This is a genomic window from Kiloniella sp., from assembly GCF_048259265.1.
GTDB lineage: Bacteria > Pseudomonadota > Alphaproteobacteria > Kiloniellales > Kiloniellaceae > Kiloniella.
In genome coordinates, this window is the sequence record NZ_JBLXHT010000013.1 from 55743 (window position 1) to 80465 (window position 24723).

Annotated in this window: 20 protein-coding genes and 1 riboswitch; of the genes, 15 read left to right on the forward strand and 5 right to left on the reverse strand. The window is 46.1% G+C overall.

The features are described from left to right. Positions 1-122 precede the first annotated feature (122 nt). From ACN0QW_RS17345 to ACN0QW_RS17365, 5 genes are all read left to right on the forward strand, one after another. Positions 123-971 (forward strand): fatty acid desaturase, encoded by an 849-nt coding sequence (locus ACN0QW_RS17345; RefSeq protein WP_417433231.1) that lies wholly within the window; start codon positions 123-125, stop codon positions 969-971. Between the two features lie 10 nt (positions 972-981). Next, positions 982-1779 (forward strand): phosphate/phosphite/phosphonate ABC transporter substrate-binding protein, encoded by a 798-nt coding sequence (locus tag ACN0QW_RS17350; RefSeq protein ID WP_417433233.1) that lies wholly within the window; start codon positions 982-984, stop codon positions 1777-1779. Between the two features lie 51 nt (positions 1780-1830). Beyond that, positions 1831-3372 carry a trimethylamine methyltransferase family protein gene (locus ACN0QW_RS17355; protein ID WP_417433235.1) on the forward strand — a complete coding sequence of 514 codons (1542 nt, stop codon included), beginning with the start codon at positions 1831-1833 and terminating at the stop codon, positions 3370-3372. 69 nt (positions 3373-3441) lie between these two features. Further along, complete coding sequence (locus ACN0QW_RS17360; protein WP_417433237.1) at positions 3442-4749, forward strand: NAD(P)/FAD-dependent oxidoreductase; 1308 nt, start codon at positions 3442-3444, stop codon at positions 4747-4749. A gap of 5 nt (positions 4750-4754) precedes the next feature. Continuing rightward, on the forward strand, positions 4755-7175 hold the full coding sequence (locus ACN0QW_RS17365; RefSeq protein WP_417433239.1) for a GcvT family protein: 2421 nt from the start codon (positions 4755-4757) through the stop codon (positions 7173-7175). A gap of 178 nt (positions 7176-7353) precedes the next feature. On the opposite strand, the gene bluB is transcribed toward ACN0QW_RS17365, so the two are convergent. Beyond that, the gene (gene bluB, locus ACN0QW_RS17370; protein WP_417433241.1) at positions 7354-8172 is read right to left on the reverse strand and encodes a 5,6-dimethylbenzimidazole synthase; all 819 of its coding nucleotides are present in this window, start codon (positions 8170-8172) and stop codon (positions 7354-7356) included. Positions 8173-8217: 45 nt separating this feature from the next. Next, a riboswitch (cobalamin riboswitch) is annotated at positions 8218-8400 on the reverse strand. A 228-nt stretch (positions 8401-8628) separates the two neighbouring features. Further along, entirely contained in the window at positions 8629-9561 is a 933-nt protein-coding gene (locus ACN0QW_RS17375; protein WP_417433243.1) for a LysR family transcriptional regulator, read from the reverse strand. 162 nt (positions 9562-9723) lie between these two features. Here ACN0QW_RS17375 and ACN0QW_RS17380 point away from each other — a divergent pair, with 162 nt between their 5' ends. The 6 genes from ACN0QW_RS17380 to ACN0QW_RS17405 all read left to right on the forward strand — a co-directional run bounded on the left by ACN0QW_RS17380 (position 9724) and on the right by ACN0QW_RS17405 (position 17442). Beyond that, positions 9724-11172 carry an aldehyde dehydrogenase family protein gene (locus tag ACN0QW_RS17380; protein WP_417433245.1) on the forward strand — a complete coding sequence of 483 codons (1449 nt, stop codon included), beginning with the start codon at positions 9724-9726 and terminating at the stop codon, positions 11170-11172. 39 nt (positions 11173-11211) lie between these two features. Further along, entirely contained in the window at positions 11212-12207 is a 996-nt protein-coding gene (locus ACN0QW_RS17385) for a membrane dipeptidase (RefSeq protein ID WP_417433247.1), read from the forward strand. A 112-nt stretch (positions 12208-12319) separates the two neighbouring features. After that, the gene (locus tag ACN0QW_RS17390; RefSeq protein WP_417433249.1) at positions 12320-13879 is read left to right on the forward strand and encodes a BCCT family transporter; all 1560 of its coding nucleotides are present in this window, start codon (positions 12320-12322) and stop codon (positions 13877-13879) included. 72 nt (positions 13880-13951) lie between these two features. Next, positions 13952-15676 carry a hypothetical protein gene (locus tag ACN0QW_RS17395; protein WP_417433251.1) on the forward strand — a complete coding sequence of 575 codons (1725 nt, stop codon included), beginning with the start codon at positions 13952-13954 and terminating at the stop codon, positions 15674-15676. Continuing rightward, positions 15676-16383 carry a DUF3726 domain-containing protein gene (locus ACN0QW_RS17400; protein WP_417433253.1) on the forward strand — a complete coding sequence of 236 codons (708 nt, stop codon included), beginning with the start codon at positions 15676-15678 and terminating at the stop codon, positions 16381-16383. The genes ACN0QW_RS17395 and ACN0QW_RS17400 overlap by 1 nt, the downstream gene beginning before the upstream one ends. 45 nt (positions 16384-16428) lie before the next feature. Beyond that, complete coding sequence (locus ACN0QW_RS17405) at positions 16429-17442, forward strand: Ldh family oxidoreductase (protein WP_417433255.1); 1014 nt, start codon at positions 16429-16431, stop codon at positions 17440-17442. Positions 17443-17589: 147 nt separating this feature from the next. Here the strand turns inward: ACN0QW_RS17405 and ACN0QW_RS17410 are convergent, their stop codons facing one another. Beyond that, positions 17590-18549, reverse strand: coding sequence for a GlxA family transcriptional regulator (locus ACN0QW_RS17410; protein WP_417433257.1), 960 nt, complete (start codon positions 18547-18549; stop codon positions 17590-17592). Positions 18550-18636: 87 nt separating this feature from the next. Between ACN0QW_RS17410 and ACN0QW_RS17415 the strand changes: the two genes are divergently transcribed. The 4 genes from ACN0QW_RS17415 to ACN0QW_RS17430 are packed head-to-tail and all read left to right on the forward strand — an operon-like array spanning position 18637 to position 23753. Continuing rightward, the gene (locus ACN0QW_RS17415) at positions 18637-19902 is read left to right on the forward strand and encodes a sarcosine oxidase subunit beta family protein (RefSeq protein ID WP_417433259.1); all 1266 of its coding nucleotides are present in this window, start codon (positions 18637-18639) and stop codon (positions 19900-19902) included. An 11-nt stretch (positions 19903-19913) separates the two neighbouring features. Next, positions 19914-20219, forward strand: a complete 306-nt coding sequence (locus ACN0QW_RS17420; protein ID WP_417433260.1) for a sarcosine oxidase subunit delta — start codon at positions 19914-19916, stop codon at positions 20217-20219. Next, a complete protein-coding gene (locus tag ACN0QW_RS17425) occupies positions 20216-23182 on the forward strand; it encodes a sarcosine oxidase subunit alpha family protein (RefSeq protein ID WP_417433262.1) in 2967 nt (988 codons plus the stop codon). The genes ACN0QW_RS17420 and ACN0QW_RS17425 overlap by 4 nt, the downstream gene beginning before the upstream one ends. Then, complete coding sequence (locus ACN0QW_RS17430; protein ID WP_417433264.1) at positions 23175-23753, forward strand: sarcosine oxidase subunit gamma; 579 nt, start codon at positions 23175-23177, stop codon at positions 23751-23753. The genes ACN0QW_RS17425 and ACN0QW_RS17430 overlap by 8 nt, the downstream gene beginning before the upstream one ends. Here the strand turns inward: ACN0QW_RS17430 and ACN0QW_RS17435 are convergent. Together ACN0QW_RS17435 and ACN0QW_RS17440 are read right to left on the reverse strand one after the other, a co-directional pair. After that, on the reverse strand, positions 23743-24036 hold the full coding sequence (locus tag ACN0QW_RS17435; protein ID WP_417433266.1) for a putative quinol monooxygenase: 294 nt from the start codon (positions 24034-24036) through the stop codon (positions 23743-23745). The two genes, ACN0QW_RS17430 and ACN0QW_RS17435, sit on opposite strands and share 11 nt — an antisense overlap. 2 nt (positions 24037-24038) lie before the next feature. Then, positions 24039-24713, reverse strand: coding sequence for a class II aldolase/adducin family protein (locus ACN0QW_RS17440; RefSeq protein WP_417433268.1), 675 nt, complete (start codon positions 24711-24713; stop codon positions 24039-24041). Positions 24714-24723 lie beyond the last annotated feature (10 nt).

Below are 24723 nucleotides of genomic sequence, written 5' to 3' on the forward strand. Positions count from 1 at the left end.
GGAGGTTGAAAGTGTTGTTGCGTGATCGTGCTGAATGGCGAACTTTGTTACTTATTATTTCGTGCTATTCCTTGTTAGGTTTGATGGTTTTTAATCCCCTTGGTCTGCCATTGTATCTGCAGATGCTTATTCTTATTCCATTAATTACTTTGCATTCTTCTCTACAGCATGAATGTATCCATGGTCACCCCTTTGTGTCGCAACAGTTGAACGATGCCCTGATAGTTATGCCGGTCGGATTATTAGTTCCTTATTTTCGGTTCAAAGAAACACATATAAAACATCACCAAAACGCGAGTATCAGCGATCCTTTTGAAGATCCTGAGAGCGCATATCAAGATTTAGAAACTTGGGAAAAACGTTCGGGGTGGGTACAAGCAGTGTTTGAGTTTAACAACACGTTGTTTGGGCGAATGTTGATCGGCCCAGCCCTTAGTTCTATCGGTTTCGCTATATCTGAAATAATCAATGGAAATCAAAAAATCATTCTCACATGGGGGGTGCATTATGTGATGAGTGTATTGGTTGTCATGGTTATCTATACTTTTAGTGATATGCCTGTCTGGGCCTATCTTGTTTGTAGTTATTTTGCGTATTCTTTATTGATGGTACGTACGTTTTTGGAACATCAAGCTCATGAGTCCATGCGTGCCAGAACGGTTATTGTTGAAGATAAAGGTTTTTTCAGTTTTCTCTTTTTAAACAATAATCTGCATGTGGTTCATCATGCCTATCCAACCGTTTCTTGGTATAAGTTACCTGGTGTTTTCAAGAAAAATAGACAGCGTTTTTTGGAAATGAACCGAGGTTACAGTTTCAAAAGTTACAGTGAAATTTTCAAACGATTTACTTTTTCAAAAAAAGAGCCTGTCGCGTATCCCTTCACACCGAAAAGGCCTAAAGCTATAATTGCCAAGTTGCCTGTTAATGCCAGAGCTAAAACATCCGCTAAAATAGCAAACGTTAATTAGGGATGATGAGATGAGTGAAGCGATTGTCTCTCTTCCGATGTATGACTGGCCGGAAATTCAGGTTTACAATGATCAATTTTATAAAGAGATTCGTACAAGTCTTGCCGATCAGGGCTTTATCGCTCCCCCAGTTCTGGATAGAACAAATGCCCCGATGGAGCAGTGGTTAAACTGTAATTTACTTCTGTCCCAAACCTGTGGCTTGCCTTTTAAAATAGTTTTGAAAGATAAGGTATCTTTAGTCGGGACCCCCGCTTATGGCATAAACTGCGGGGCAGGTTCCTATTACAGTGTCATCGTTGTTCATCAAGAGACTTCAATCGATACATTGGATGACTTAAAAGGATTGACCTTTGCTTATAATGATAAGGGGTCTCAATCTGGCTATGCAGCACTTTTATACACGCTAAGATCCGTCGGAAATATAGATGACTTTGGTTCTTCTGTTGAGAGTGGTAGCCATCGTGCGTCTATTCAGGCAGTTGCTATGGGACAGGCCGATTTTGCGGCCATTGATGCCCTTAGTTGGGAGTTGGCACTACGTCATGAGCCCGCAGCCCAAAAGCTAAGGGTTATAGCCACAAGTGAACCGACGCCAACACTTCCCTTTATAACGGCGCGGCGCTCTCGAAAAGAGATTGATCGACTGCATATGGCGGTGGTCGATGCGATGGTTTCCCTTGATGAAACAACACGTGAAGCCCTTCTTCTTATTGGATTTTCCCCTTTGAAAGAGCGCGATTATGACGTGATTGAAACGCGGATGAATATTGTGGCACAGGCGTTTGGGTTGGAATGTGAAGCTTAAGAACGATTAGGTTTGCTTTAGGTATTTAGTTCTGTATTGGGAGACGCGAACATGTTGCAAAGATCCGGGCGTAAAAGGAATAAAAGGCCTCATGTCGCGGCATCAGGGATTCAACAGTTACCTTGGTCTCAAGTGCAAACGTCCTATCGCCCTGTAGAAATACTGGACGAGGGTCAAATCGATGTTATTTGCGATACGGCGTATCGCATTCTTGAAGAGGTTGGCATAGACATTCTTCATGCCGAAGCAAAAGAAAGCTTACATAAAGCAGGTGCGAAAACAAAAATTGGAAGTGACCGGGTTTATATGGACCGGGAACTAATCAAGGAGGCGATGTCACATGCGCCTTCTAATGTCATTTTACACGCTCGAAACCCCGCACATAATTTGGATTTATCCCCCGGGAACATTTCTTTTGGCTCTGTCGCATCTGCCCCAAACGTCAGTGATATCGAACGTGGGCGGCGACCTGGAAATCAGGAAGATTATCGTAACCTTCTCAAGCTGTGTCAGTCTTTGAATATTGTACACTTTATTGCAGGGTACCCAGTAGAGCCGGTTGATATCCTTCCGCGTATACGGCACCTCGAATGCATTGCTGATATGGCATTGCTGACGGATAAGGTTTTCCATGCTTATGCGTTGGGGAAAGAACGGATAACAGATGCTTTGGAAATCACCCGCATAGCGCATGGTTGTAGCAGTTGGGATGATTTCAAGAAAAAGACCCGGTTGTTTACGATCATCAATACATCTTCTCCGCTTCGTTTGGATGGCGTGATGATTGAGGGGGCGATGGAAATGGCGCGGCATAACCAGCTATGTGTCATCACGCCCTTTACCTTATCCGGCGCGATGGCACCGATAACAGTAGCAGGGGCCTTGGCACAGCAACACGCCGAAGCACTTGCCGGGATGACGTTATTACAGTTGGTTGCCCCGGGATGCCCTGTTGCTTACGGGGGCTTTACCTCAAATGTTGATATGAAAAGTGGATCACCTGCTTTTGGAACACCTGAAAATGCACAGGCTGCCATGATTGGCGGACAGTTGGCCCGGCGTGTCGGCGTTCCTTACCGATCATCGAATGCGAATGCCTCGAACTGTGTGGATGCGCAAGCGACTTATGAGAGCCAGATGTCGATCTGGTCTGCTGTTATGGGGCAGGCCAATATGCTCATGCACGGTGCAGGGTGGATAGAAGGTGGGCTATGCGCCTCTTTTGAGAAAGTAATCATTGATGCAGAGATGCTGCAGATGATGACAAAGTTCCTGCAACCGCCTGAAATAACTGAAAGCAGTCTGGGATTGGACGCCGTTAAGGATGTGGGGCCTGGCGGTCATTTCTTTGGCACACCCCATACGCTGGAACGTTATGAAACTGCCTTTTATTCTCCAATTTTGTCGGATTGGAATAATTTTGAGAACTGGGAAGAAGGCGGTTCAAAAACAACAACAGAACGCGCGCATTCAATTTATAAGAATATTATCAATGATTATCAGCAACCTGGTCTTGATATCAGTAGACAGGATGAAATCGCTGAATTTGTGGCACGCAGAACTGCGGAGGGTGGTGTGTCAGGAGATTTTTAGCCTAGAAATCTTATGACAGAGCAATACAAGAAAATCAGCAAACAAGAATAAACAGGGACGAAGAGAAGAATGAGTAAATCATACGACGCAATCATTATCGGTGCAGGGGTCATTGGGGCCTGTACAGCTTTTGAAATGGCCAAGAAGGGGTGGAAAACGCTTTCCATCGATAAGTTGCCGGAATCTGGATATGGTTCAACATCTGGCTCTTGCGCGATTATTCGGACGTATTATTCAGCTTTGGAAACCTGTGCACTTGCTTATGAAGGTTGGCATTACTGGAAAAACTGGGACGAATACATGGGCGTTCAAGACGACCATGGTATGATCGAATATAAAGAAACCGGATGTCTTGTTATTAAAACACCTCATAATCATTCGCTAAAAAAAGTCTGTGCAACGATGGATGAGATTGGCTGTCCCTATAAGGATATTCCTACATCTGATATCAAAAAGTATTTACCAATCTCAGATACGCAACAATTTGAACCTGCTCGTCGCCCAGAAGACCCTGAATTTGGATTGCCGACGGGACCCGCTGTTGAGGGGGCGGTATTCTTTCCGCGCGGTGGATATGTGAATGATCCAAAACTATCGGCGCATAATGCGCAACGCGCTGCTGAAGCTCATGGAGCTGAGTTTCTCTTTAAAATGGAAGTCAGTGAGATCCTAAAAGAAAATGGGCGGGTAAGTGGTGTTCGATTAGCTGATGGAACGAAGATCAGCGCGCCTGTTGTGATTAATGTTGCCGGCCCACATTCATCCAAAGTCAATGAAATGGCTGGTGTGTGTCAGGACATGAAAATGAGCACGCGTGCTCTTCGTCATGAAGTTGCCCATGTACCATCCCCGGATGGATTTGATTTCGAAAAAGAGGGCATGGTTTATTCGGATAGTGATATCCATACCTACTGCCGACCCGAGACGGGAAATAATATTTTGATTGGATCAGAAGATCCTGCCTGTGATGAAAAAGAATGGGTGGATGATCCTGATAATTATGATGAAAATTTTTCCGAACAGTGGAAAGTTTTGGTCATGCGTATGGCTCAACGTTTTCCCGAGCTTGGTATTCCCTCTAAAACAAAAGGCGTTGTTGCCCTTTATGATGTGACTGAAGACTGGATGCCGATTTACGACAAAAGCAGCTTGCCCGGCTTTTATATGGCTGTAGGGACCAGCGGCAATCAGTACAAGAACGCGCCTGTGGCCGGAAAAATGATGACGGCAATCGTTGAAGCCTGTGAAAAGGGTCACAATCATGATGCCACGCCTTTGAAATTCCATTTGGACAATATAGATAAAACCATTTCTCTTGGTGTGTTTTCCCGTAATCGTGAAATCAATCAGAATTCCAGCTTCTCAGTAATCGGATAGGTCCTATGAAATCACATACTCGTGTAGCCGTCATCGGTGGCGGTGTCGTTGGTTGTTCCGTTCTCTATCACCTGACAAAGCTTGGATGGAATGATGTTATGCTGATCGAGCGGTCAGAGCTGACTTCGGGTTCGACATGGCATGCAGCTGGTGGTTTCCATACTCTGAACGCAGACACGAACATGGCTGCACTACAAGGTTATACAATCCGGCTTTATAGAGAACTGGAAGAGATTACCGGGATGTCTTGTGGTTTGCATCATGTCGGTGGGGTCACGTTGGCTTCGACACCAGAGCGCATGGATTTCCTCAAGGCTGAGCGCGCAAAGCATCGCTATATGGGCTTGGATACTGAAATTGTCAGCCCCGAAGAAATCAAAAAGTTGTCACCAATTACCAATATTGATGGCGTTATCGGGGCGCTTTACGATCCCCTTGACGGACATCTTGATCCTTCGGGAACAACTCATGCCTATGCCAAGGCTGCCAAAATGGCCGGGGCAGAGATTGTTTTGCGTAATCCTGTGCTTGAACTAAATCCACAGGCTGACGGTTCTTGGGAAGTTGTTACAAAAAAAGGCACAGTGATTGCCGAGCACATTGTGAATGCGGGTGGTTTGTGGGCACGTGAAGTCGGTGAAATGGCCGGCGTTTACATGCCGCTTCACCCGATGGAACATCAGTATCTGGTCACAGAAGATGCGCCCGAGGTCTATGAGCTGGATCGGGAGTTACCGCATGTGATGGATCCCGAAGGCGAAAGCTATCTCCGACAAGAAGGAAGAGGGCTTTGCATTGGATTTTACGAACAAGCCTGTGATGCTTGGGCAGAGCGTGGAACGCCGATGGACTTTGGCCACGAACTTTTAAACAATAATCTGGACCGTATTGGTGATTCATTAGAGTTTGCCTTTAAACGGTTCCCTGTTTTGGAACGGGTTGGTGTTAAAACGGTTATTAATGGACCTTTTACCTTTGCACCCGATGGCAACCCATTGGTGGGGCCTGTTCCCGGATTGCGGAACTACTGGTCAGCTTGCGGTGTTATGGCTGGGTTCTCACAGGGTGGTGGAGTTGGTTTAACTCTAGCTGAATGGATGATCGAAGGCGAACCGTCACGGGATGTCTTTGCTATGGATGTTGCCCGTTTTGGGGCCTGGATCACACCGGGATATACGCGAGCCAAGGTGAAAGAAAATTATCAACGGCGCTTTTCTGTGTCGTATCCCAACGAAGAATTACCTATTGCGCGCCCACATCAAACAACACCAGCTTATCATATTTGGAAAGAACAACGTGCAGTTTTTGGCGCTGGATATGGTATGGAGGCGGTGAATTATTTTGCGCCCGAAGGCGAGCCGCTGGAAGAAACACCTAGTTTTCGACGGAGTAATGCGTTTGAGGCGGTTGCAGCGGAATGTCATGCTGTTCGTGACGCCGTTGGCATTAACGAGGTTCATAACTTTGGCAAATATCGCGTCACAGGGCCGGGGGCATGTGACTGGCTGGATGTGATTATGGCAGGGCGCATTCCAAAACTGGGACGGTTGGCGCTTAACCCTATGTTGAGCCACAAGGGCAAGTTGATTGGTGATTTCACAGTGTCCTGTATAGATGATCATGAGTTTATGGTAACGGCATCTTTTGGAATGCAAGCAGCACATCTACGCTGGTTTGAGCAAAATTTACCTTCCGATGGTTCTGTTGCCATTGAGAATATCTCTACCAAGCGCATTGGTTTTCAGATTGCTGGGCCCAATGCCCGTGAATTACTGCGCCGCGTTGCTTTCGAAGATGTGTCCGCAGAAAGTTTTAAATTTCTGGATGTTAAAGAGACAGACATTGGTTCCTGTCGTGCACTGGTCCAAAGGGTTTCTTATACGGGTGATCTTGGGTACGAAATTTATGTGCCGATCGAACAACAGGCTACTCTCTATAATATTCTCGCTGAAGCAGGGCAGGATTTAGGGTTAAAGCCCTTTGGGATGCGTGCCATGATGTCATTACGACTTGAAAAATCCTTTGGATCCTGGGGAAGGGAGTTTCGCCCTGACTATATGCCCGTGGAAACAGGGATGGATCGTTTTACCTCGTATAATAAAAAGGCTGACTTTATAGGTAAGGCGGCGGCACTGAGAGAAAAGGAACAAGGGGCAAATCGAAAGCTCTGCACATTTGTTGTTGAGGCCATCGATGCAGATGTATGGGGGGATGAACCCATTTGGCATGATGGCAAGGTAGTTGGCTTTGTAACATCGGGGGGCTATGCCCACTATAGCAAGAAATCAGTAGCCTATGGATTTTTACCAACCGAGATTGCCAAAGATGGTCTCGAGGTGGAAGTCGAAGTTCTTGGGATGATGCTCAAAGCCAGAATGTATACTGAAACGCTTTTTGATCCCAAAGCTGAACGGATGATGGGATAAAACAATTGAATGCTAAGGAAGAGTGTTTTGGTGGTGTCGTGTCAGGTAAGAAAATTGTGTGCTTTCAGAGATTTTATATCTGAAAGTCCGGATCTATAGCCCGCCCGGACCAATGTTATTTGATCCGGGTTTTTGGGTTTGAATTATCTGATCTGGGAATTTAACCTAAAGCTAAAACCTATTTCCGATAATACCCGTCCTCAATCGCTTTCTGATCCTGGTTCATGGCTTCAAGAAGATTGATGGCAAAGGAATCATCGGCGCCTTTATCGTACTCTTCAAAATTAACCACGTGTGCCATGGGCAAGCGTGGTAACCATCCTGCTGATTGTAGCTCTGGTTTGTCAAAGAATTCGGATACATAACCAATGCAGAGATAGGCAACGGGCGTGACTCGTTTGGGGAGTTTAAGGGCTTGTTTGAGCTTTTTCTGATCGAGAATGCTAACCCATCCTACCCCCACGCCTTCTGCTCGGGCGGCGAGCCACAGGTTTTGTACAGCACAAACGGTGCTATAGAGATCCATTGATTTAATATGGGTGCGGCCAATAACAACAGGACCCGTGCGATCCTTGTCACAAGTAATGCAGATGTTAAGCGGTGATTCCATAATCCCTTCGAGTTTCAGGGTTTTATAAGTTTTGCGCTTTTCTCCCTCGAACATATCTGCGGCTTCGTCGTGAGCCTTCTTGAACAGATTGTGGACACGCTGTTTGGTTTCGTCTTTCTGGATCAGAATAAAGTTCCATGGCTGCATAAAGCCGACAGAGGGTGCATAGTGGGCGGCGGTTAAAATCCGGCTCAGGACATCCTCGGGAATGGGCTTTGAGGTAAACTGTCCACGCACATCACGGCGGGAAAAGATGGTTTGGTAGAGTGCTTCACGTTCTGCTTTGCTAAAGCTGTGATCGGTATGGTTGGAATAGATAATATTGGGATCATTAACAGTATTGGTCTGAGTTATTGCATTGAGTACTTTTGGGTCACGCGTTTCCATGTCAGTCCCCTTGATGGAAAGTCAAAAGCCGTGTTTGTCCACACACGATTAAAAAACTCTCCAGGCCGGTCTTCTGACTTAGGTTCTCATCAATCCTGCCCCTTCCCGGATAAAAACACCAGTGGATAACTTGCAGGATAAATCCCCCTTACAGCGTTGGGCACGTGACGGAATTCCACCGTCTTCCCGATTATCCCCGTCCGGTTCGCCAGTGACACAGCGATCTTTTTAGGGCTCCTGAAGATATGATTGATACCGGATTGTCGGTCCCAGCCAGCTTATTGGTATCTCAGATAAATCGAGCCCGTCCTTGAGTTTGATCAAGAGAGCATTTGTTCCAAAGAGTAAATTCTTTAAGCCCTTTAATAGACTTCTTTAAGCATAGGTTTCGTTTCTAATTTTTTTTAGGGGCTGTACCAGATAACTAGCCATTTTTTTAATGATATATTATCCCTCTTATGTAGGTCGTTCTAGTTTTGTAAAGTTACCCCCCATGTTGTGTTCGATATCAGCGATCCGGGTGTGTATCTTTTCTATCAGAGAAAGAGCGGTAGGCGATAAAAGGGTGCCATTACGTTGAAAAAGGCCAACTGTTCGCCGTAGTTTTTTATCGGTGAAAGGAATAAAATTTAGGGAAGTGTCTGTATCAGGAACCAGTAGTCTGGGCAATACGGTCACCCCTGCGCCAGCTTTCACCAAGGCGAGAACGGATGTTACGTTATGTACTGTGATGCGACTGTTCTCTTGATTTTCCAATATTTCGGGCAGCGTAATTGTTTGCGTTATACTGTTCAGGAGTAGTTTTTTATTTTTTAAAAATGACCTCATTTTGGGGGAATTGATACTTTTGTTCGGGGCTGGCCCACTATCATCAGCACTACTTACAAGGCCAAGGCTGTCTTCGAATAATGGTGTGAACTCTATACCGGGAAGATTTTTGGCTAAACTTGCGATACCGAATTGAACGCGTCCGCTATGAACTGCGTTGATAACACTGCGTGAATCAGCATCCCTTATTTCTATTTCTACTTTAGGCCACTGTGCATGGAACGCTTTTATCACCTGTGGTAAAATATGCTCTGCAACGGATGGAACACAAGCGAGTGAGATATACCCGATTTCATTTTTTGCATAGGCTTTGATCGCGGAAAAAACTTCATCACATTGATCGGTTAAATTACGGGCCTGTTCCAATGCAAAAATTCCGGTTGGTGTTAAGCTGCCTTTACGCTCGCCAGAAAAAAGTTGCGTATCAAACTCTATTTCAAGTTGTTTAAGGGCCATGGAGACAGCCGATGGTGTTCTACCTAACTGTTTTGCTGCCTCCATCAAAGACCCATTTTCTGCAACAGAAACAAAGGTTTTGAGCATGGCAAGAGTGATCGCCATTGTGATTTTCCTTTATTCAATAAAATTGAAGTTTTCCTAAATTATTTGAATTTGACGAAAGTTGCAAATTTTGCGGAAATGTCTTCAATATTTTTAGCAAGGCCTCTTTCGATTGTATTGATCTGAAAAGCCCGCTGTGTTGATTGAAATGAGAAGGTAATCATGTCCAATTTTTCCAATTATATCGCTGGTGAATGGGTTGCCGCTGATGACTACATCAAAAACATAAACCCATCTGATCTATCGGACGTTATCGGTGAGTATGCGCAAGCAAGTAGTGTGCAGCTGGATACTGCACTGGATGCAGCCAGACAGGCACAAAAGGTTTGGGCCTCAACTGGGTTGGAAAAACGCTATAACGTGTTGATGTCAATCGGTGAAGAAATGAAAACCCGTGCTGCGGAGTTGGGTGAACTGCTTTCTCGTGAAGAAGGCAAACCACTTGCTGAAGGTAAGGGGGAGATTTTCCGCGCAGGGCAATTCTTTACTTATTACGCGGCTGAAGTGCTTCGTCAAATGGGTGATACTGCTGATTCTGTGCGTGACGGTATTGAAATTGATGTGCGTCGTGAACCCGTTGGTGTCGTGGCGATCATTTCCCCTTGGAACTTCCCAACAGCGACAGCAACATGGAAAATTGCCCCGGCATTGGCATACGGTAATGCGGTTGTTTGGAAGCCTGCGAACCTGACCCCGGCAAGTGCTTGGGCCTTGGCAGAGATCTTTTCTCGTCATGATCTACCAAAAGGACTTTTCAACCTGGTAATGGGTGGCGGTTCTTCCGTTGGTCAACGGCTTGTGGAAAGTACTGGTGTAGATGCTATTTCATTCACTGGTTCTGTTGATGTTGGTCGCGGTATTGCTGCGTCTGCGATGGCAAACATGACGAAAGTCCAGATGGAAATGGGATCTAAGAACCCATTGGTGGTTATGGATGATGCTGATCTTGATCTGGCGGTTTCTTGTGCTGTCGGCGGTGCCTTTGGCGGAACGGGGCAGAAATGTACGGCTTCGTCGCGTTTGATTGTTCATGAAAAAATTCATGATGCATTTGTTGAAAAAGCAAGCGCGGCGACAAAAGCTATGAAAGTCGGACATGCTTTGACCGATGGTGTTCAGCTTGGCCCGGTTGTTAGCGAAACACAGCTTAATTCCAATTTTGCCTACATGAAGTTGGCAAAGGAGGAAGGGTGTGAGTTGGTTTGTGGTGGTGATCGTCTGGATATGACAACGGAGGGATATTTCATGTCTCCGGCTTTGTTCATCAACGGTGATAATTCTATGAAGATTAACCGTGAAGAAATGTTTGCCCCAATTGCCTGTGTTATTAAAGTCGGATCTTATGATGAAGCTCTAAGTGTTTCTAATGATACTGGTTTTGGTTTGACGTCAGGTATTATTACGAACTCACTCGCCCGTGCAAATCACTATCGTCGCAACAGCCGTACAGGCTGTGTCATGATTAACTTACCAACTGCGGGAACTGATTATCACGTACCTTTCGGTGGTCGTGGCGATTCAAGTTATGGCCCCCGTGAGCAAGGTTCTTACGCAGCCGAGTTCTATACGCAAGTTAAAACATCCTACATCAGTTCTGGTTCACCAGAGTAATAGGCCCCTGAATAATAGGACTGAGTAGGAGATTTCGGCATGAGCGACAAAAAATCATATGTGATTGACTGTCTTCAATATTGTAATTGGTCAGAGAAGACTTTTGCCCAAATGCGCGAAGGTGGTGTTGATGCCGTTCATGCCACGATCTGTTATCACGAGATGTTTAGGGAAACTGTACTCAATGTTGAACAGTGGAACCGTTTTTTCGAGCAACATGATAGTTTGATTATTCACGGTCGCACGGCGGATGATATTCGCCGTGCCCATGAAAGTGATCGCACAGCAATTTTCTTTGGGTTTCAGAACTGCTCCCCGATTGAAGATGATATTGGACTTGTTGAAATTTGCCATACACTTGGCACCCGTTTCATGCAGTTGTCCTATAATAACCAATCCTTGTTGGCGACAGGATGTTACGAAGCCGAAGATCCAGGAATTACCCGGATGGGGAAGCAAGTGATTAAGGAAATGAACCGTGTTGGCATTGTGGTTGATATGTCTCATTCTGCGGAACGTTCGACACTTGAGGCCATTGAAATTTCAGAACGTCCGATTGCTATTACCCATGCCAACCCAAGCTTTTGGCATCCGGCTTTGCGTAACAAATCAGATACCGTTTTGAAAGCTTTGGCGCAATCTGGCGGTATGGTCGGGTTTTCGCTCTACCCTCATCATCTGAAAGGAAAGAGTGACTGCACGCTTGAAGAGTTTTGCACAATGATCGCTAAAACTGCTGAAATGATCGGTGTTGAAAGCATCGGTATCGGCAGTGATCTTTGTCAGGACCAGCCGGACTCTATTGTTGAATGGATGCGTGTTGGCCGCTGGACCAAGACAATCGATTACGGAGAGGGCTCAGCGTCCAACCCCGGTTTTCCTGAAATGCCTAACTGGTTCAGAGATAACAGAGATTTTTCCAACCTTGCGGCAGGGTTGCTGGATGTTGGTTTTTCACAAGAAGAAACAGCACAGATTATGGGAATGAACTGGTTTTCATTCTACGAAAACTCGTTTGGCCCTCAACAGCCTTAAGAGGCAACAGGTCTAATAATTGACCATTAGTACAGTGGGAAGAGGATAACCAATGGGGATAACATTGGAACCGTTCGCGCTGCTTGATTATGATACTTAGGGAGTAACTTAAATGGCGGATACGTCAACAACTGGAGACAGTGTTCTTAAAGGGGTGAATATCCCTCTTTTTGCTGTTACTGGCGGCTTTATTGCGGCGTTTTGCGGCTTGGCACTGATTGATATTGATTTGTTGAAAGAGTTAGTCAACGCAGGGTTTGGCTGGTCTGTTCAGATTTTTGGTGCTTATTGGCAAATATTGCTTTTACTAACGTTTGTTATTGGTCTTTTTATGGCCTTTAGTGGGCGTGGTTCTGTTGTTCTTGGAAAACTGGGTAAGCCAGAGTTTACCGTTTTTCAATGGGGGGCCATGATCATGTGTACCTTGCTAGCTGGCGGAGGTGTTTTTTGGGCCGCGGGTGAGCCAATGGCACATTTTCTTTCCCCTCCGCCTCTATTCGGTGTCGAAGCGAAAACTTCTGAAGCTGCATATCCTGCATTGGCACAAGCCTTTATGCACTGGGGCTTTCTGGCATGGGCAATTCTGGGTGCTCTAACCTCTGTCGTCTTGATGTATTATCATTACGAGAAGGGCTTACCACTTGCTCCGCGCACACTGCTCTACCCAGTTTTTAAGGAACGTGCTCTAAAAGGGCCAATAGGTCTTATTGCTGATGCTTCTTGCATTATCGCCGTTGTTGCTGGAACGGTTGGCCCAATTGGTTTCCTTGGTTTACAGGTTAGCTATGGTCTTCAAGACCTCTTTGGTCTTTCAGATGGCTTTGCGTCTCAAGCTGTTGTTATTGCGGTGCTGGTCGGAATTTATACGGCCTCTGCGGTTACAGGCGTCAACAAAGGCATTCAAATTCTCAGCCGATTTAATGTCATTCTGGCATGTGCACTGTTGATCTTTATGTTCTTCTTTGGCCCGACAGCTTTTATCGTTGATAGTTTTGTTCATAGCTTCGGCGTTTATGTTGACAAGTTTATCCCGATGGCGATGTTCCGTGCTGAAAGCGGATGGCTTGGATGGTGGACTGTTTTCTTCTGGGGCTGGTTCCTGGGGTATGGTCCGCTGATGGCAATGTTTATTGCCCGTGTGTCTCGTGGACGGTCTATTCGTCAGATCGTAATCATGCTGTCAATCGTTGCACCAATCGTGACCTGTTTCTGGTTCACCATCGTGGGTGGTTCTGGCATTGCGTTCGAGCTTGCTAATCCTGGTTCTGTCTCTGCAGCGTTTGAAGGTTTTAATTTGCCTGCGGCATTGTTGGCAATTACCAAACAGCTCCCTGCCGGGTTCCTGATCTCTGTTCTGTTCCTTATCCTGACGACTGTTTTTGTCGCAACAACGGGTGATTCAATGACCTATTGTATCTCTGTTGCTATGTCAGATAGCGATACACCAAGCACATCTGTTCGTGTGTTCTGGGGTATTGCAATGGGCATTATGGCAATCATCTTGATCTCGTTGGGATCGGGGGGCGTTAGTGCGCTGCAATCCTTTATTGTTGTGACAGCCGTTCCAGTTTCACTGGTGCTATTACCGTCTTTGTGGGCAGCACCACAGATTGCAGGTATTCTGGAAAAACGTGATCGGGAAAGCACAACACCGATTACAGCAGAAGCCTAGGTCGTTTTGTCATGAATTCAGGGAAGATAAGGTTTCTTCCCTGAATAACTATAGCGTTCATTGGAGGTTTGTGTGACTTCGCAACTACATAGCACAAATTCAATTTCACTCCGACCGCCTCAACAGGTCATGAAACTGGATCGTCTGGGCTCTTTTCATCAAACGAGATTGAGCTTTATGCGCGCTGTTATGCGTCGCTTGAAGCGTGATAATTGGACCTTTGACTGTCCGATCTGGCGCATTAATGAACAAGGCGAAGGCGTTGCCGTTTATGTGGCAAAGGGGCCTGAACGCAGCTATAGCATGGTTTGTTTTGCCCATGATCTTGATCCAGAAAAGCGGTCTGATCGTGTTATTGCCGAAGCCTGGGACACCACTTTTGCTCTTTATGACGGTGTGATCGGTGAAGATGATATCGAGCGTCTGTCGCAGAATGTCCCAAAACAAGAAGCTGGGCGTTGCCTTGAGAGTGAACTTGTTCTTTCTCGTGCAAATAAAAGCGTCCGTTTGTTTGAATATGTCGTCAGCGAACTTGCTGCGGGCAGGCAACCAGATCAAACCGAGTTGAATAAAGTTGGTTATCTGATGCGCACAACCGCGGTTTACGGGAATGGTAAGCTTGGTATGGCGGATCGTGACCGGATAGCCAATCGTTCTGAAATGCTAGGGCCGTTCCGCGCTGAAATGTTGGCGGTTTGGCTTATTCGAAATTTTGTCGCTGACTACGTTGAACAAATGGCGGCCTTTCGGTCACCTGAAACAGCTGTAAAGTTGGAACCGGAAATTCGACGTAGCCTGGGTGTTGGTAATTCAACCGGGCTGGGTATGGCCCCATTTTTGGTCAATCACCCAATCTTACTACACAGCTGGATACATGCCCGTGAAAGCGCGTTATCTCGTATTCGTGCTTTACCCACGATGACAGCGGCAGCAAGAAGCCATTATGAAGTTTATCTCGAAAGTGCTCACCTATCTCTGGATAGTTGGTTCACGGTGGATGAAAGACAAGCCGAACGCGTAACAGTTCTGCGGCGTGATCTTGAAAAACTAAGTTCATTATCCTTGGATACTTTTGTTGGGGATGATCTGCCGTGGGATAAGCTTTATCGGTGGGGAGAGGTTGAACTGTCTCTGGAAGGGCAGGAACTACTTGTGAGTTTGCTGCTTGAACCCCATGCCGAGATTGTCGATGCTTATGCATCTGTAATGTATGCAGAAGAAAATGATAATTTCCGCATTGATGGTTCTCAAAGCGTCGCAGACCTGCTGGTGGCACTGAAAGAACACTATAACTGGGCGTTGTCTGTTGATTATGACAAGCATCCAAATTCTGTTTTCTTCTGGTATGTATCCGAAGAAAAGCTGGAACCACGGTTGGGTTCCAGAGGTGAGGAGCCGGGGGACAATCTGGAACAACCGCTTTCGATAGGTCGGGATGCAGCGCGTCTTTACAAAGATTTACTGAATGCACAAACCGATCAGAAGATTGGCTCTTTCCTGATCGATTATCCAGAACACCGTTTGATTGCACGCAGAGTACAATTAACTCAACGCTACCCTTATGCAGAAATTCAAGACAACCTGATTGGGGAAAATTTGCTGCCAGTTGATCTCTTGCGCTGCAAACTCTCCTTCTTTGGTGCGACACGCTTTGATCCGCGTTCTGATCGTTGGGTACGCATAACAATGTTCCAAAATGCTCCCTATCCGCACGAGTTAGCAACGATGGATGAAGATAACTGGGCCTATCCTATGGATATAAACCCTGTGGATATTCGTGAAGAGGAGAGCTTGTAATGGAACGCTATTCCTTAAATGAAATAGAAGCTTCTGCACGAAAGGCAGCCCGTGGAGCTGGTATGTCCTGGGGCTTGGCCGAAGAAGCCGGGAAAGCGACACGTTGGTTGGCTGCACGTGGGCTACCAAACGTCTGCTTGCTACTTTCTTTGCTAAAGACCAATGATGGTAATGCTTACAATGAGTTGAGACCTCAATCCTTGGACCTAGATATTTGGAACACGCCAAACGGCCCTCTGTGCCCTGTGATCAGTGGTAGTGCGCTAAATGATTTAGCGGATCGTTTATTGGATGATCATAAAATTGTTCTGGAATCTGTTACATCACCTGCTTTGATACTTCCAATATTGGGACGTGCAGCAAAAGCTATCGGTAAAGGTTTTTCAGTTTCATGGTTTTCAATTTCAGGGGGAGCGGTAAAAATTATCATTGCCCCTGATGTTCTCTACTTAGAACAAGGCAGGATTGAAGATCTTGGAATTGAGCAGGTTGAACGGGTTACTGTATCCGGCATTCTTTCTGACCTGTCGAATTTAAGAATAGAGAAATCGGGGACTGGGACAATCATCGAACGTGTTGTTCAGGGAGTCCCCCTGAGTTCAGAAAACTGGACGGATTTGCAGTTCTTTGCGGCAAGAACCTATGTCCCGGCCACAGAAGAGTCTCGTCTTAAAGGGGCGGGCGCGGGCCTCAGCGACAACGATTAAGTTTTAAAACGACAAATATAAACAAGAAAAATAAAGGTAAAACACATGGTTGAAACTGTAACGATGAATGTATCCGAGATTGAAGCTTTTGCACTTAAGGCTTTGATTGCAGCAGGAACAACAGAAGCAAATGCGGCTTCTTTGGCACGTTCAGTTGCGGCCACGGAACAAGATGGTATTGCGTCCCATGGTCTGGCTTATGTCCCGACTTATTGTTTGCATGTCGAGTGTGGCAAGGTTGATGGTGCTGCTGTTCCTGAATTGGATGTTATCCGTCCGGGATTGGCAATTGCTGATGCAAAAACAGGCTTTGCTCATCCGGCGATTGATCTTGGTTTTGAATGGTTGCTCAAAGCCGCGCGGGAACAAGGGATTGCTGCGTTAGGACTACGTAATTCTTATAACTGCGGTATACTGGGATATCATACTGATCGTCTGGCATCACATGGTCTTCTGGGCATAGGTTTTACCAATGCGCCTGCTTCTGTCGCCCCGGTTGGTGGTAAAAAAGCCGTCGTTGGGACAAATCCTTTCTCTGTTGCTGTTCCCGGTGCTGAGGGCGAAACCCGTATCCTGATTGATCAGAGTGCTTCTGTGATAGCTAAAAGTGAAGTTATGAAGCATGCCCGTGAAGGTAAGGCCATTCCGGAAGGATGGGCGCTGGGCCCAGATGGTCAATCAACGACAGATCCGGATGTTGCTCTTAAAGGAACCATGATCCCAAGTGGCAGCTATAAAGGTTTTGGTACAGCCTTGATGGTAGAGTTAATGGCGGCTGCTATGACAGGGGCAACGCTTGGTATTGATGCCAGCCCGTTTTCCGGTCCTGTCGGTGGGCCGCCCAAAACGGGGCAGTTCTTTATTGCTATTGATCCTGAACTTTCTTCGGGTGGCGTATTCTCGCAACGTGTAGATCATTTGATCGAAGCTATTGTTGATCAGGATGGGGCTCGCTTGCATGGCGCAGAGCGTTTTGAAGCGCGTGTTAATGCAGATAAAAACGGTGTTGCCATTAATGCGGCCATTGTTGGAAAAGTCAAAGAATGGGCTGATCGTTAAGGTTAATATTTTAGATACATAATGTTTTGTAGTGCATTGAATATATGTGATTTAAGGGGAATATTTTTTACTGTGAAATTATTCCCCTTAAATCTTGAGGTCAAGTTCTCTTCTGTATGAATTTTATTGTGCCTTTGATCATATATCTTATCTGTACGATGAGGGAGGAGAACCATACTTTTCCTGAAAGGCTTTGGAGAAATGCGCTGAACTGGAAAAACCTGTTGCCAGAGCAATTTCTGTAAATGACAGAACTGTTTGTCGAATAAGATTATAAGCTTTTTCTAACCGTACATTACGGTAAACAGACATGGTACTCTGTCCAATTTTTTCAATAAAAATCCTGTTTAATTGGCGTGGACTTATTGAAGATAACAAAGCGAGTTGTTTTAAACTCAGGGGATCCGCAATATGGTTTTCCATTATTTCTAGTGTTTGAATGATAGCTGGATGATGGGTGCCATATCGCTCTATCATGCCTGATCGTTGAGGGTTGCCGGATGGCCTGACATCCGTATGGATGAACCAGTCACTGACCTTTCTGGCAAATTCCGGTCCATGAATTTCACTTTGTAATGCATGCATCATATCCAACGGGGCAACGCCACCTGCACAAGTGATGCGATCTCGGTCCATGATGTAAAGACTTCGTTCAAGTAACAGTGTCGGGGTGTTTTCAGAGAGTGCCGCGGCATGTTCCCAATGCACAGTCATCCTGTACCCCTTCATTACACCTGCATTGGCAAGGATAACAGGGCCAGCAGAAACACCCCCTAATCTGACACCATGCCGCGCTTTGTTCCGTAACCATTGGAATGTGGGTTCGTCGTTAAAGCTGGATGGATCTCCCCCGGCGACAACAAGGATAAGATCATAGTCTTGATGGTCAGATATGGTGGCTGTTGCGTAGATCACCGCACCGCTTGAGCTTATGGTTTTGTGTCTGTTTCCTATCGCAATGTGATCAACCTTATAGAGGTATTTTTTACCAAGAAGGTTGGCAGCACGTAAGGGTTCTATGACTGATGAGTAAGACATCAAGGCAAAACCATCGATTAATAAAATACCAATTTTATATATTTTCTCAGGTGAAGAATACGTGTCCATTAGTTGTAATTAAATGTCCTTTTTTTGAAATCTGAATCTTTATATCACTGTTCTAGTAATAAAAGGCAATGAATTTGAGAATATGTGATGAAACACCGAGGCTTAAAATACTCTGGCTTTAAGGTCATAAAAGAAGCGCTGACAGGACATAAAGGCTGGAAACCTGTCTGGCGAACTCCAAAACCAAAAGATGAATACGATGTTGTTATCGTCGGTGGCGGTGGTCACGGCTTGGCAACAGCCTATTATCTTGCAAAGGAATTTGGCATCACAAACGTTGCTGTTCTTGAGAAAGGGTGGATTGGTTCTGGAAATGTTGGACGCAATACGACGATTGTGCGGTCCAATTATCTTTTGCCGGGGAATGAACCCTTTTACGAATTTTCCATGAAGCTATGGGAAAATCTTGAACAGGATTTTAATTACAATGCCATGGTGTCTCAACGTGGCATTTTAAATCTCTTCCATAACGATGCCGGCCGAGATGCCTATGCACGTCGCGGCAATGCCATGATACTCGCCGGGGCTGATGCTGTATTGCTGGATCAGGATGGTGTACGCGAAATGTATCCTTGTCTGGATTTTGAAAACGCTCGCTTCCCCATCAAAGGCGGATTGCTGCAACCCCGTGGCGGTACCGTACGCCATGATGCAGTTGCGTGGGGCTATGCACGGGGTGCGGATAGTCGGGGTGTTGATATCATCCAGAACTGTGAAGTGACAGGCATGGTGATTGAAAACGGCATTTGTCGCGGTGTTAAAACCAATCAGGGTACAATAAAAGCCAAGAAAGTTGCTGTGTGTGTCGCCGGATCATCCAGTCGCGTAATGTCCATGGCAGGGATGCGGTTGCCGATTGAAAGTCATGTTTTACAGGCTTTTGTGTCTGAAGGTTTAAAACCGATCTTGCCCGGGGTGGTGACTTTTGGTGCCGGGCATTTTTACGTTTCGCAATCCGACAAAGGCGGTTTGGTCTTTGGTGGTGATATTGATGGCTATAACAGTTATGCCCAACGTGGCAATTTGCCCGTTGTTGAAGACGTCTGTGAAGGGGGTATGGCTCTAATGCCGATGATCGGGCGTGCACGACTGTTGCGGATGTGGGGTGGTGTGATGGATATGTCCATGGATGGATCACCCTTTATAGATAAAACACATATTGATGGCCTCTATTTTAACGGTGGCTGGTGTTACGGTGGCTTTAAGGCAACGCCGGCAAGCGGTTGGTGTTATGCGCATCTCTTAGCCAGGGATGAACCCCATGCTGTCGCGACAGAATATCGACTGGATCGTTTCCAACGCGGGGCAATGATTGATGAAAAGGGCATGGGTGCCCAACCGAATTTACATTAGGAACACAGAAAATGATCATTCATCATCCTCTTCTGGGGCCTCGCGATGCTTCTGAATTTGTTTATAAAGGCGATGCATCTCTTATCGACCGCCCTGATTGGCAAGCCGATAATTCGGCTGACCTATTTCATGATTATCTCTATTTGCGTGATAACCCTGTAGGGGAACACCGTGAGCTTTGGTATCATGAACAAGGGGATCGTTCCTGGTTGGTTGTGACCCGAAATACCCTGACCCATGATATTACTAATGTAGAGTTGGCCCGCGATGTGGCGCTTGCCAAACAGGCAAGAAAATCAGGCCGAGGTGACAAATGAGCCAGACAAACAGAATTGATAGTGGGTTGGTTGATCGTACCCAAAAGCTCAATTTTACCTTTAATGGTCAAACACTTGAAGGCTTTGCCGGGGATACTTTGGCTTCCGCTCTTTTGGCCAATGGTCATAAAATGGTTGGTCGGTCGTTTAAGTATCACAGGCCCCGTGGCATTTTCTCTGCAGGATCGGAAGAACCAAATGCATTGGTACAACTCCGTTCGGGGGCTTATCAGGAACCGAATACCCGTGCGACAGTTACCGAGCTGTTCCAAGGGTTAGAGGCTACAAGTCAGAACCATCGTGGATCGTTGAAGTATGATTTTATGGCTGTGAATGATCTCTTCTCATCATTCTTGTCTGCGGGCTTTTACTATAAAACCTTCATGTGGCCGAAAGCTTTCTGGGAAAAATTTTATGAGCCTGTTATCCGGGCTGCTGCAGGTTTAGGACGTTTGTCTGGTGAAGATGATCCGGATATTTATGACAAAGGCTTTTTACATTGTGATGTCCTTGTTGTCGGGGCTGGGCCTTCTGGTTTGTCCGCAGCACTCTCTGCCGGGCGGGCAGGGGCGCGTGTTATCCTGATGGATGAAGATTTCCGCATGGGCGGGCGTCTTAATGCGGAAACCTTTTCAGTAAATGATCAGGGCGGTCATGAATGGGCAACACAGGCAATTACAGAATTGTCAGCGATGGATAACGTTCGCTTGATGATACGTACAACAGCCTATGGCGCTTATGATCATGGTGTTATCGGCGCTTTGGAGCGTGTTACGGATCACTTGATATCTTCTTATAATAAACCCAATCCAAAGAAACCAAGGCAGATCCTGTGGCGAGTTTATACGAAACGCACTATTTTGTGTGCTGGATCTACAGAGCGTCCAATTGCTTTTGGTAACAATGATCGACCTGGCATTATGTTGGCGGGGGCCGTTCGTGCCTATGTTAATCGTTGGGGCGCGCTTCCGGGCAAAAGAGTTGCTGTTTTCACCAACAACGACGACGGTTGGCGTACTGCAACAGACTTGGCAGCGAAAGGGGTTGAGATTACAGCCGTGATTGATAGTCGAGACGGGCAATCGCCTGTTGACGTACCAAATGGTGCTGCTGTGGTTATGGGGGGGCGTATTGTCGATACTCTGGGACGACATGGCATCCGATCAATTACGCTATCAAATGGCCAGAAAATTCCGGCGGATTGTCTTGCTGTTTCTGGTGGCTGGAGCCCGAATGTACAGTTGACCTGTCATCAGCGAGGACGTCCGGCTTGGCGCGAAGATATTGCTGCTTTTGTGCCCGGTGGTGAATTACTTCAAGGAATGATGGTTGCGGGCGCTGCGGCTGGTAACTTGTCTTTGTCATCCGCTCTACAGGATGGACATGATCTGGGTAATAAGGCTGTAAGTGATCTTGGTTTCAAACCAGCAAAAGAAATAGCTGCCAAATCAGAAGGTGAGACAATTGGAATATCAGCCTTTTGGCATGTGAGAGAAAGCAAGGCACGGGCTTGGCTGGATCTACAGAATGATGTGACGGTTAAGGACGTCAAGCTATCGCATCAGGAAGGTTTCTGTTCTGTTGAGCATTTGAAACGCTATACAACGCTTGGCATGGCAACGGATCAGGGGAAAACAGCCAATATTCCTGCTTTGGCAGTTATGGCGGAATGTACGGGGAAAACAATCCTTGAAACCGGAACAACAATTTTCCGCCCACCATATACGTCTGTGGCAATCGGTGCCCTTGCTGGACGTGCCAGAGGAAAAGACTTTAGGCCGTCAAGGCTGACACCAAGTCATAGCTGGGCTGAAGAACAGGGTGCAGTTTTTGTAGAAACCGGAATGTGGTATCGCGCACAGTGGTTCCCCAAATCTGGTGAAACACATTGGCGGCAGTCAGTTGATCGTGAAGTCACACAGACGAGGGCGTCTGTTGGTGTTTGCGATGTAACCACGCTTGGAAAAATTGACATTCAGGGCAAAGACGCTGCTGAGTTCCTGAACAAAGTTTACGCCAATGCCTTTGCCAAACTACCTGTGGGCAAGGTGCGCTATGGTATTATGTTACGTGAAGACGGCATCATGATGGATGATGGAACATCAGCACGTTTTGCAGATAATCACTTTGTTATGACAACAACAACCGCTAATGCTGTCGGTGTGTTCAGGCATATGGAGTTTTGTCGCCAGTGCCTGTGGCCTGAAATGGATGTGCACCTGATTTCAAGCACTGAACAGTACGCACAGTTTGCTGTGGCGGGACCAAATGCTCGGAGGCTTTTACAGAAGGTAGTCGATAGTGATCACGATATTTCCAACGAGGCTTTCCCCTTTATGGCTTGTGGTGAAATCACGGTTTGCGGCGGTATTCCTGCACGGCTTTTCAGAATATCCTTCTCGGGCGAATTGGCCTATGAAATAGCTGTGCCGACCCGTTACGGGGATTCCTTGGTACGCACTTTGATGGCGGCAGGCGAAGAGTTTGACGTCACGGCTTATGGCACCGAGGCTCTTGGTGTAATGCGTATTGAAAAAGGTCATGCAGCCGGTAACGAACTTAACGGTCAAACAACTGCGCAAGATCTCGGTATGGGACGAATGGTCTCCAAGAAAAAAGACTGTATCGGTAATACGCTTTCAGAACGTGAAAACCTTAACCGAGAAGATGGGATAAGCCTTGTTGGCTTCCGCCCGGTTAACCGAAGTGACGAGCTTAAGGCCGGTGCACACTTTATCGCAAAAGGTAAAGCCGTTGAGATGACCAATGATGAAGGCTGGATGTCATCAGTAGCCTACTCCCCAAACCTTGGGCATTCAATTGGCCTTGGTTTTATCAAGCAAGGCAGCGAGCGTCTGGGCGATATTGTACGTGCCGTTGATCCTATTCGTGGTGGTGGGATCGAAGTCGAAATTGTATCTGCACACTTTATTGATCCAGAGGGGGAACGTCTCCGTGCCTGATTATACACTTACTGCCAATACAGCTTTGGATGGATTTAGCCGGGATTTCGTGGGCGTTTCTATCAAAGAAGTTAATGATCGAGCTATTGTATCGATTGCTGTTCCCAAAGACGGTGAAAAGGAACTCGTGAATGCCCTGGCAAGTTCTTATCAAATTGAGTTGCCAAAAACAGAGCTGTTATCTGCTTCATCTCGGGATAATGCTGTTCTCTTCAGCATGGCACAGGATCAATATTTTTTTATATTTGATTATGAAGGAAACGCGGCCACTTCAACTGTACGTAACGATCTTGGTGAAGCGGTTTATCTGACGGATCAATCTGATAGCTACGTCATGGTACGGTTGTCAGGAATTAACAGCCGACGTTTGTTAGAGCGTATTTGCCCTCTTGATATCCATCCATCAGTCTTTCCTGTTGGTTCTGTTGCCAGAACGATCATGGAACATTTGGGGGCAACAATTATACATGAAGGGGAAGATAGTTTTCTTTTGTTATCTGCCCGTTCTTCAGCACATTCGTTCCTTGAAGCAATTAAAACTTCGGCTGTAAATATTGAGCCTATTGGCTAGATATTTTTTCCAGACAACGGACTTCTTTATGGGTAACCCAGTCTGAAACCAGCTGATCAAACGCCAGGAAGTGATCCGATTTTAAGTGTGCGTCAAAGGCATTGGCGTCTGTATAGCACTCATAAAGGAAGAATTTGTGTGGCTCATCTGGTGCTTGGCAGACATCAAAATGCGTGCAACCTTCTTCCTTTTCTAGCGAAGTGTATGCTTGTTTCAGCATCGCATCGTTAAATTGTTTGATAAATTCTTGCTTAATCTCGAAATCTACGATGATCACATACATAATTATGTACTCTCACTTGAAACAAAAGCTTTGGCACTACCGTACCCTTTATTAAACTTTCCCAGTGCTTCATCCATTTGATTTTTATCCAAAATAGTTGGGCCACCAGCAACGAGGGTTCGCCAATAAACATCACAGAGCGTTTCGACTTCCATCGCCATGGATAAAGCTTGTTTCAGATTGCTGCCCAAAGCGATTTGTCCATGATTTGCAAGCAAGCAAGCCTTACGGTCCTTGAGTGCTTCTACTGCAACAATTGAAAGCTCTTTCGTTGCAAAAGTTTGGTAGGGGGCGCAACGGATGGTATCCCCGCCAGCAAGACCGATCATATAATGAAAGGGAGGGACTTCCCTTTGCATGCAAGCGATCGTCATGACAGCCTTGCCATGGGTATGGACAATGGCATTTGCATCTGGTCTATCATTGAAAATATCTTCATGAAAACGCCATTCACTCGATGGTTTTCGTAAGCCGTTTGGACTTTCGTAGGTTCCATTGAAACGTTTTAGGACGATGTCTTCTGGCGTAATATCTTCATAGGCCATGCCAGAAGGTGTGATCAAAAAACCTTCCGGTACTCTTGCTGCTGCATTCCCAGACGTTCCTTGGTTGATACCCATTTTATTCATTTGCAGGACAGTTTGGATTAGATCCTGACGCAGTTCCAAAAATTGCATTAAAAATAAC

Bases quoted from the DNA above. Each gene is read 5' to 3' on its own strand.
- bluB (WP_417433241.1), bottom strand. From the start codon at position 8,172: ATGGAAACGCGTGACCCAAAAGTACTCAATGCAATAACTCAGACCAAT.
- ACN0QW_RS17440 (WP_417433268.1), bottom strand. From the start codon at position 24,713: ATGCAATTTTTGGAACTGCGTCAGGATCTAATCCAAACTGTCCTGCAA.
- ACN0QW_RS17435 (WP_417433266.1), bottom strand. From the start codon at position 24,036: ATGTATGTGATCATCGTAGATTTCGAGATTAAGCAAGAATTTATCAAA.
- ACN0QW_RS17350 (WP_417433233.1), top strand. From the start codon at position 982: ATGAGTGAAGCGATTGTCTCTCTTCCGATGTATGACTGGCCGGAAATT.
- ACN0QW_RS17380 (WP_417433245.1), top strand. From the start codon at position 9,724: ATGTCCAATTTTTCCAATTATATCGCTGGTGAATGGGTTGCCGCTGAT.
- ACN0QW_RS17375 (WP_417433243.1), bottom strand. From the start codon at position 9,561: ATGGCGATCACTCTTGCCATGCTCAAAACCTTTGTTTCTGTTGCAGAA.
- ACN0QW_RS17420 (WP_417433260.1), top strand. From the start codon at position 19,914: ATGATCATTCATCATCCTCTTCTGGGGCCTCGCGATGCTTCTGAATTT.
- ACN0QW_RS17410 (WP_417433257.1), bottom strand. From the start codon at position 18,549: ATGGACACGTATTCTTCACCTGAGAAAATATATAAAATTGGTATTTTA.
- ACN0QW_RS17425 (WP_417433262.1), top strand. From the start codon at position 20,216: ATGAGCCAGACAAACAGAATTGATAGTGGGTTGGTTGATCGTACCCAA.
- ACN0QW_RS17400 (WP_417433253.1), top strand. From the start codon at position 15,676: ATGGAACGCTATTCCTTAAATGAAATAGAAGCTTCTGCACGAAAGGCA.
- ACN0QW_RS17360 (WP_417433237.1), top strand. From the start codon at position 3,442: ATGAGTAAATCATACGACGCAATCATTATCGGTGCAGGGGTCATTGGG.
- ACN0QW_RS17405 (WP_417433255.1), top strand. From the start codon at position 16,429: ATGGTTGAAACTGTAACGATGAATGTATCCGAGATTGAAGCTTTTGCA.
- ACN0QW_RS17385 (WP_417433247.1), top strand. From the start codon at position 11,212: ATGAGCGACAAAAAATCATATGTGATTGACTGTCTTCAATATTGTAAT.
- ACN0QW_RS17345 (WP_417433231.1), top strand. From the start codon at position 123: ATGCTTATTCTTATTCCATTAATTACTTTGCATTCTTCTCTACAGCAT.
- ACN0QW_RS17390 (WP_417433249.1), top strand. From the start codon at position 12,320: ATGGCGGATACGTCAACAACTGGAGACAGTGTTCTTAAAGGGGTGAAT.
- ACN0QW_RS17415 (WP_417433259.1), top strand. From the start codon at position 18,637: ATGAAACACCGAGGCTTAAAATACTCTGGCTTTAAGGTCATAAAAGAA.
- ACN0QW_RS17355 (WP_417433235.1), top strand. From the start codon at position 1,831: ATGTTGCAAAGATCCGGGCGTAAAAGGAATAAAAGGCCTCATGTCGCG.
- ACN0QW_RS17365 (WP_417433239.1), top strand. From the start codon at position 4,755: ATGAAATCACATACTCGTGTAGCCGTCATCGGTGGCGGTGTCGTTGGT.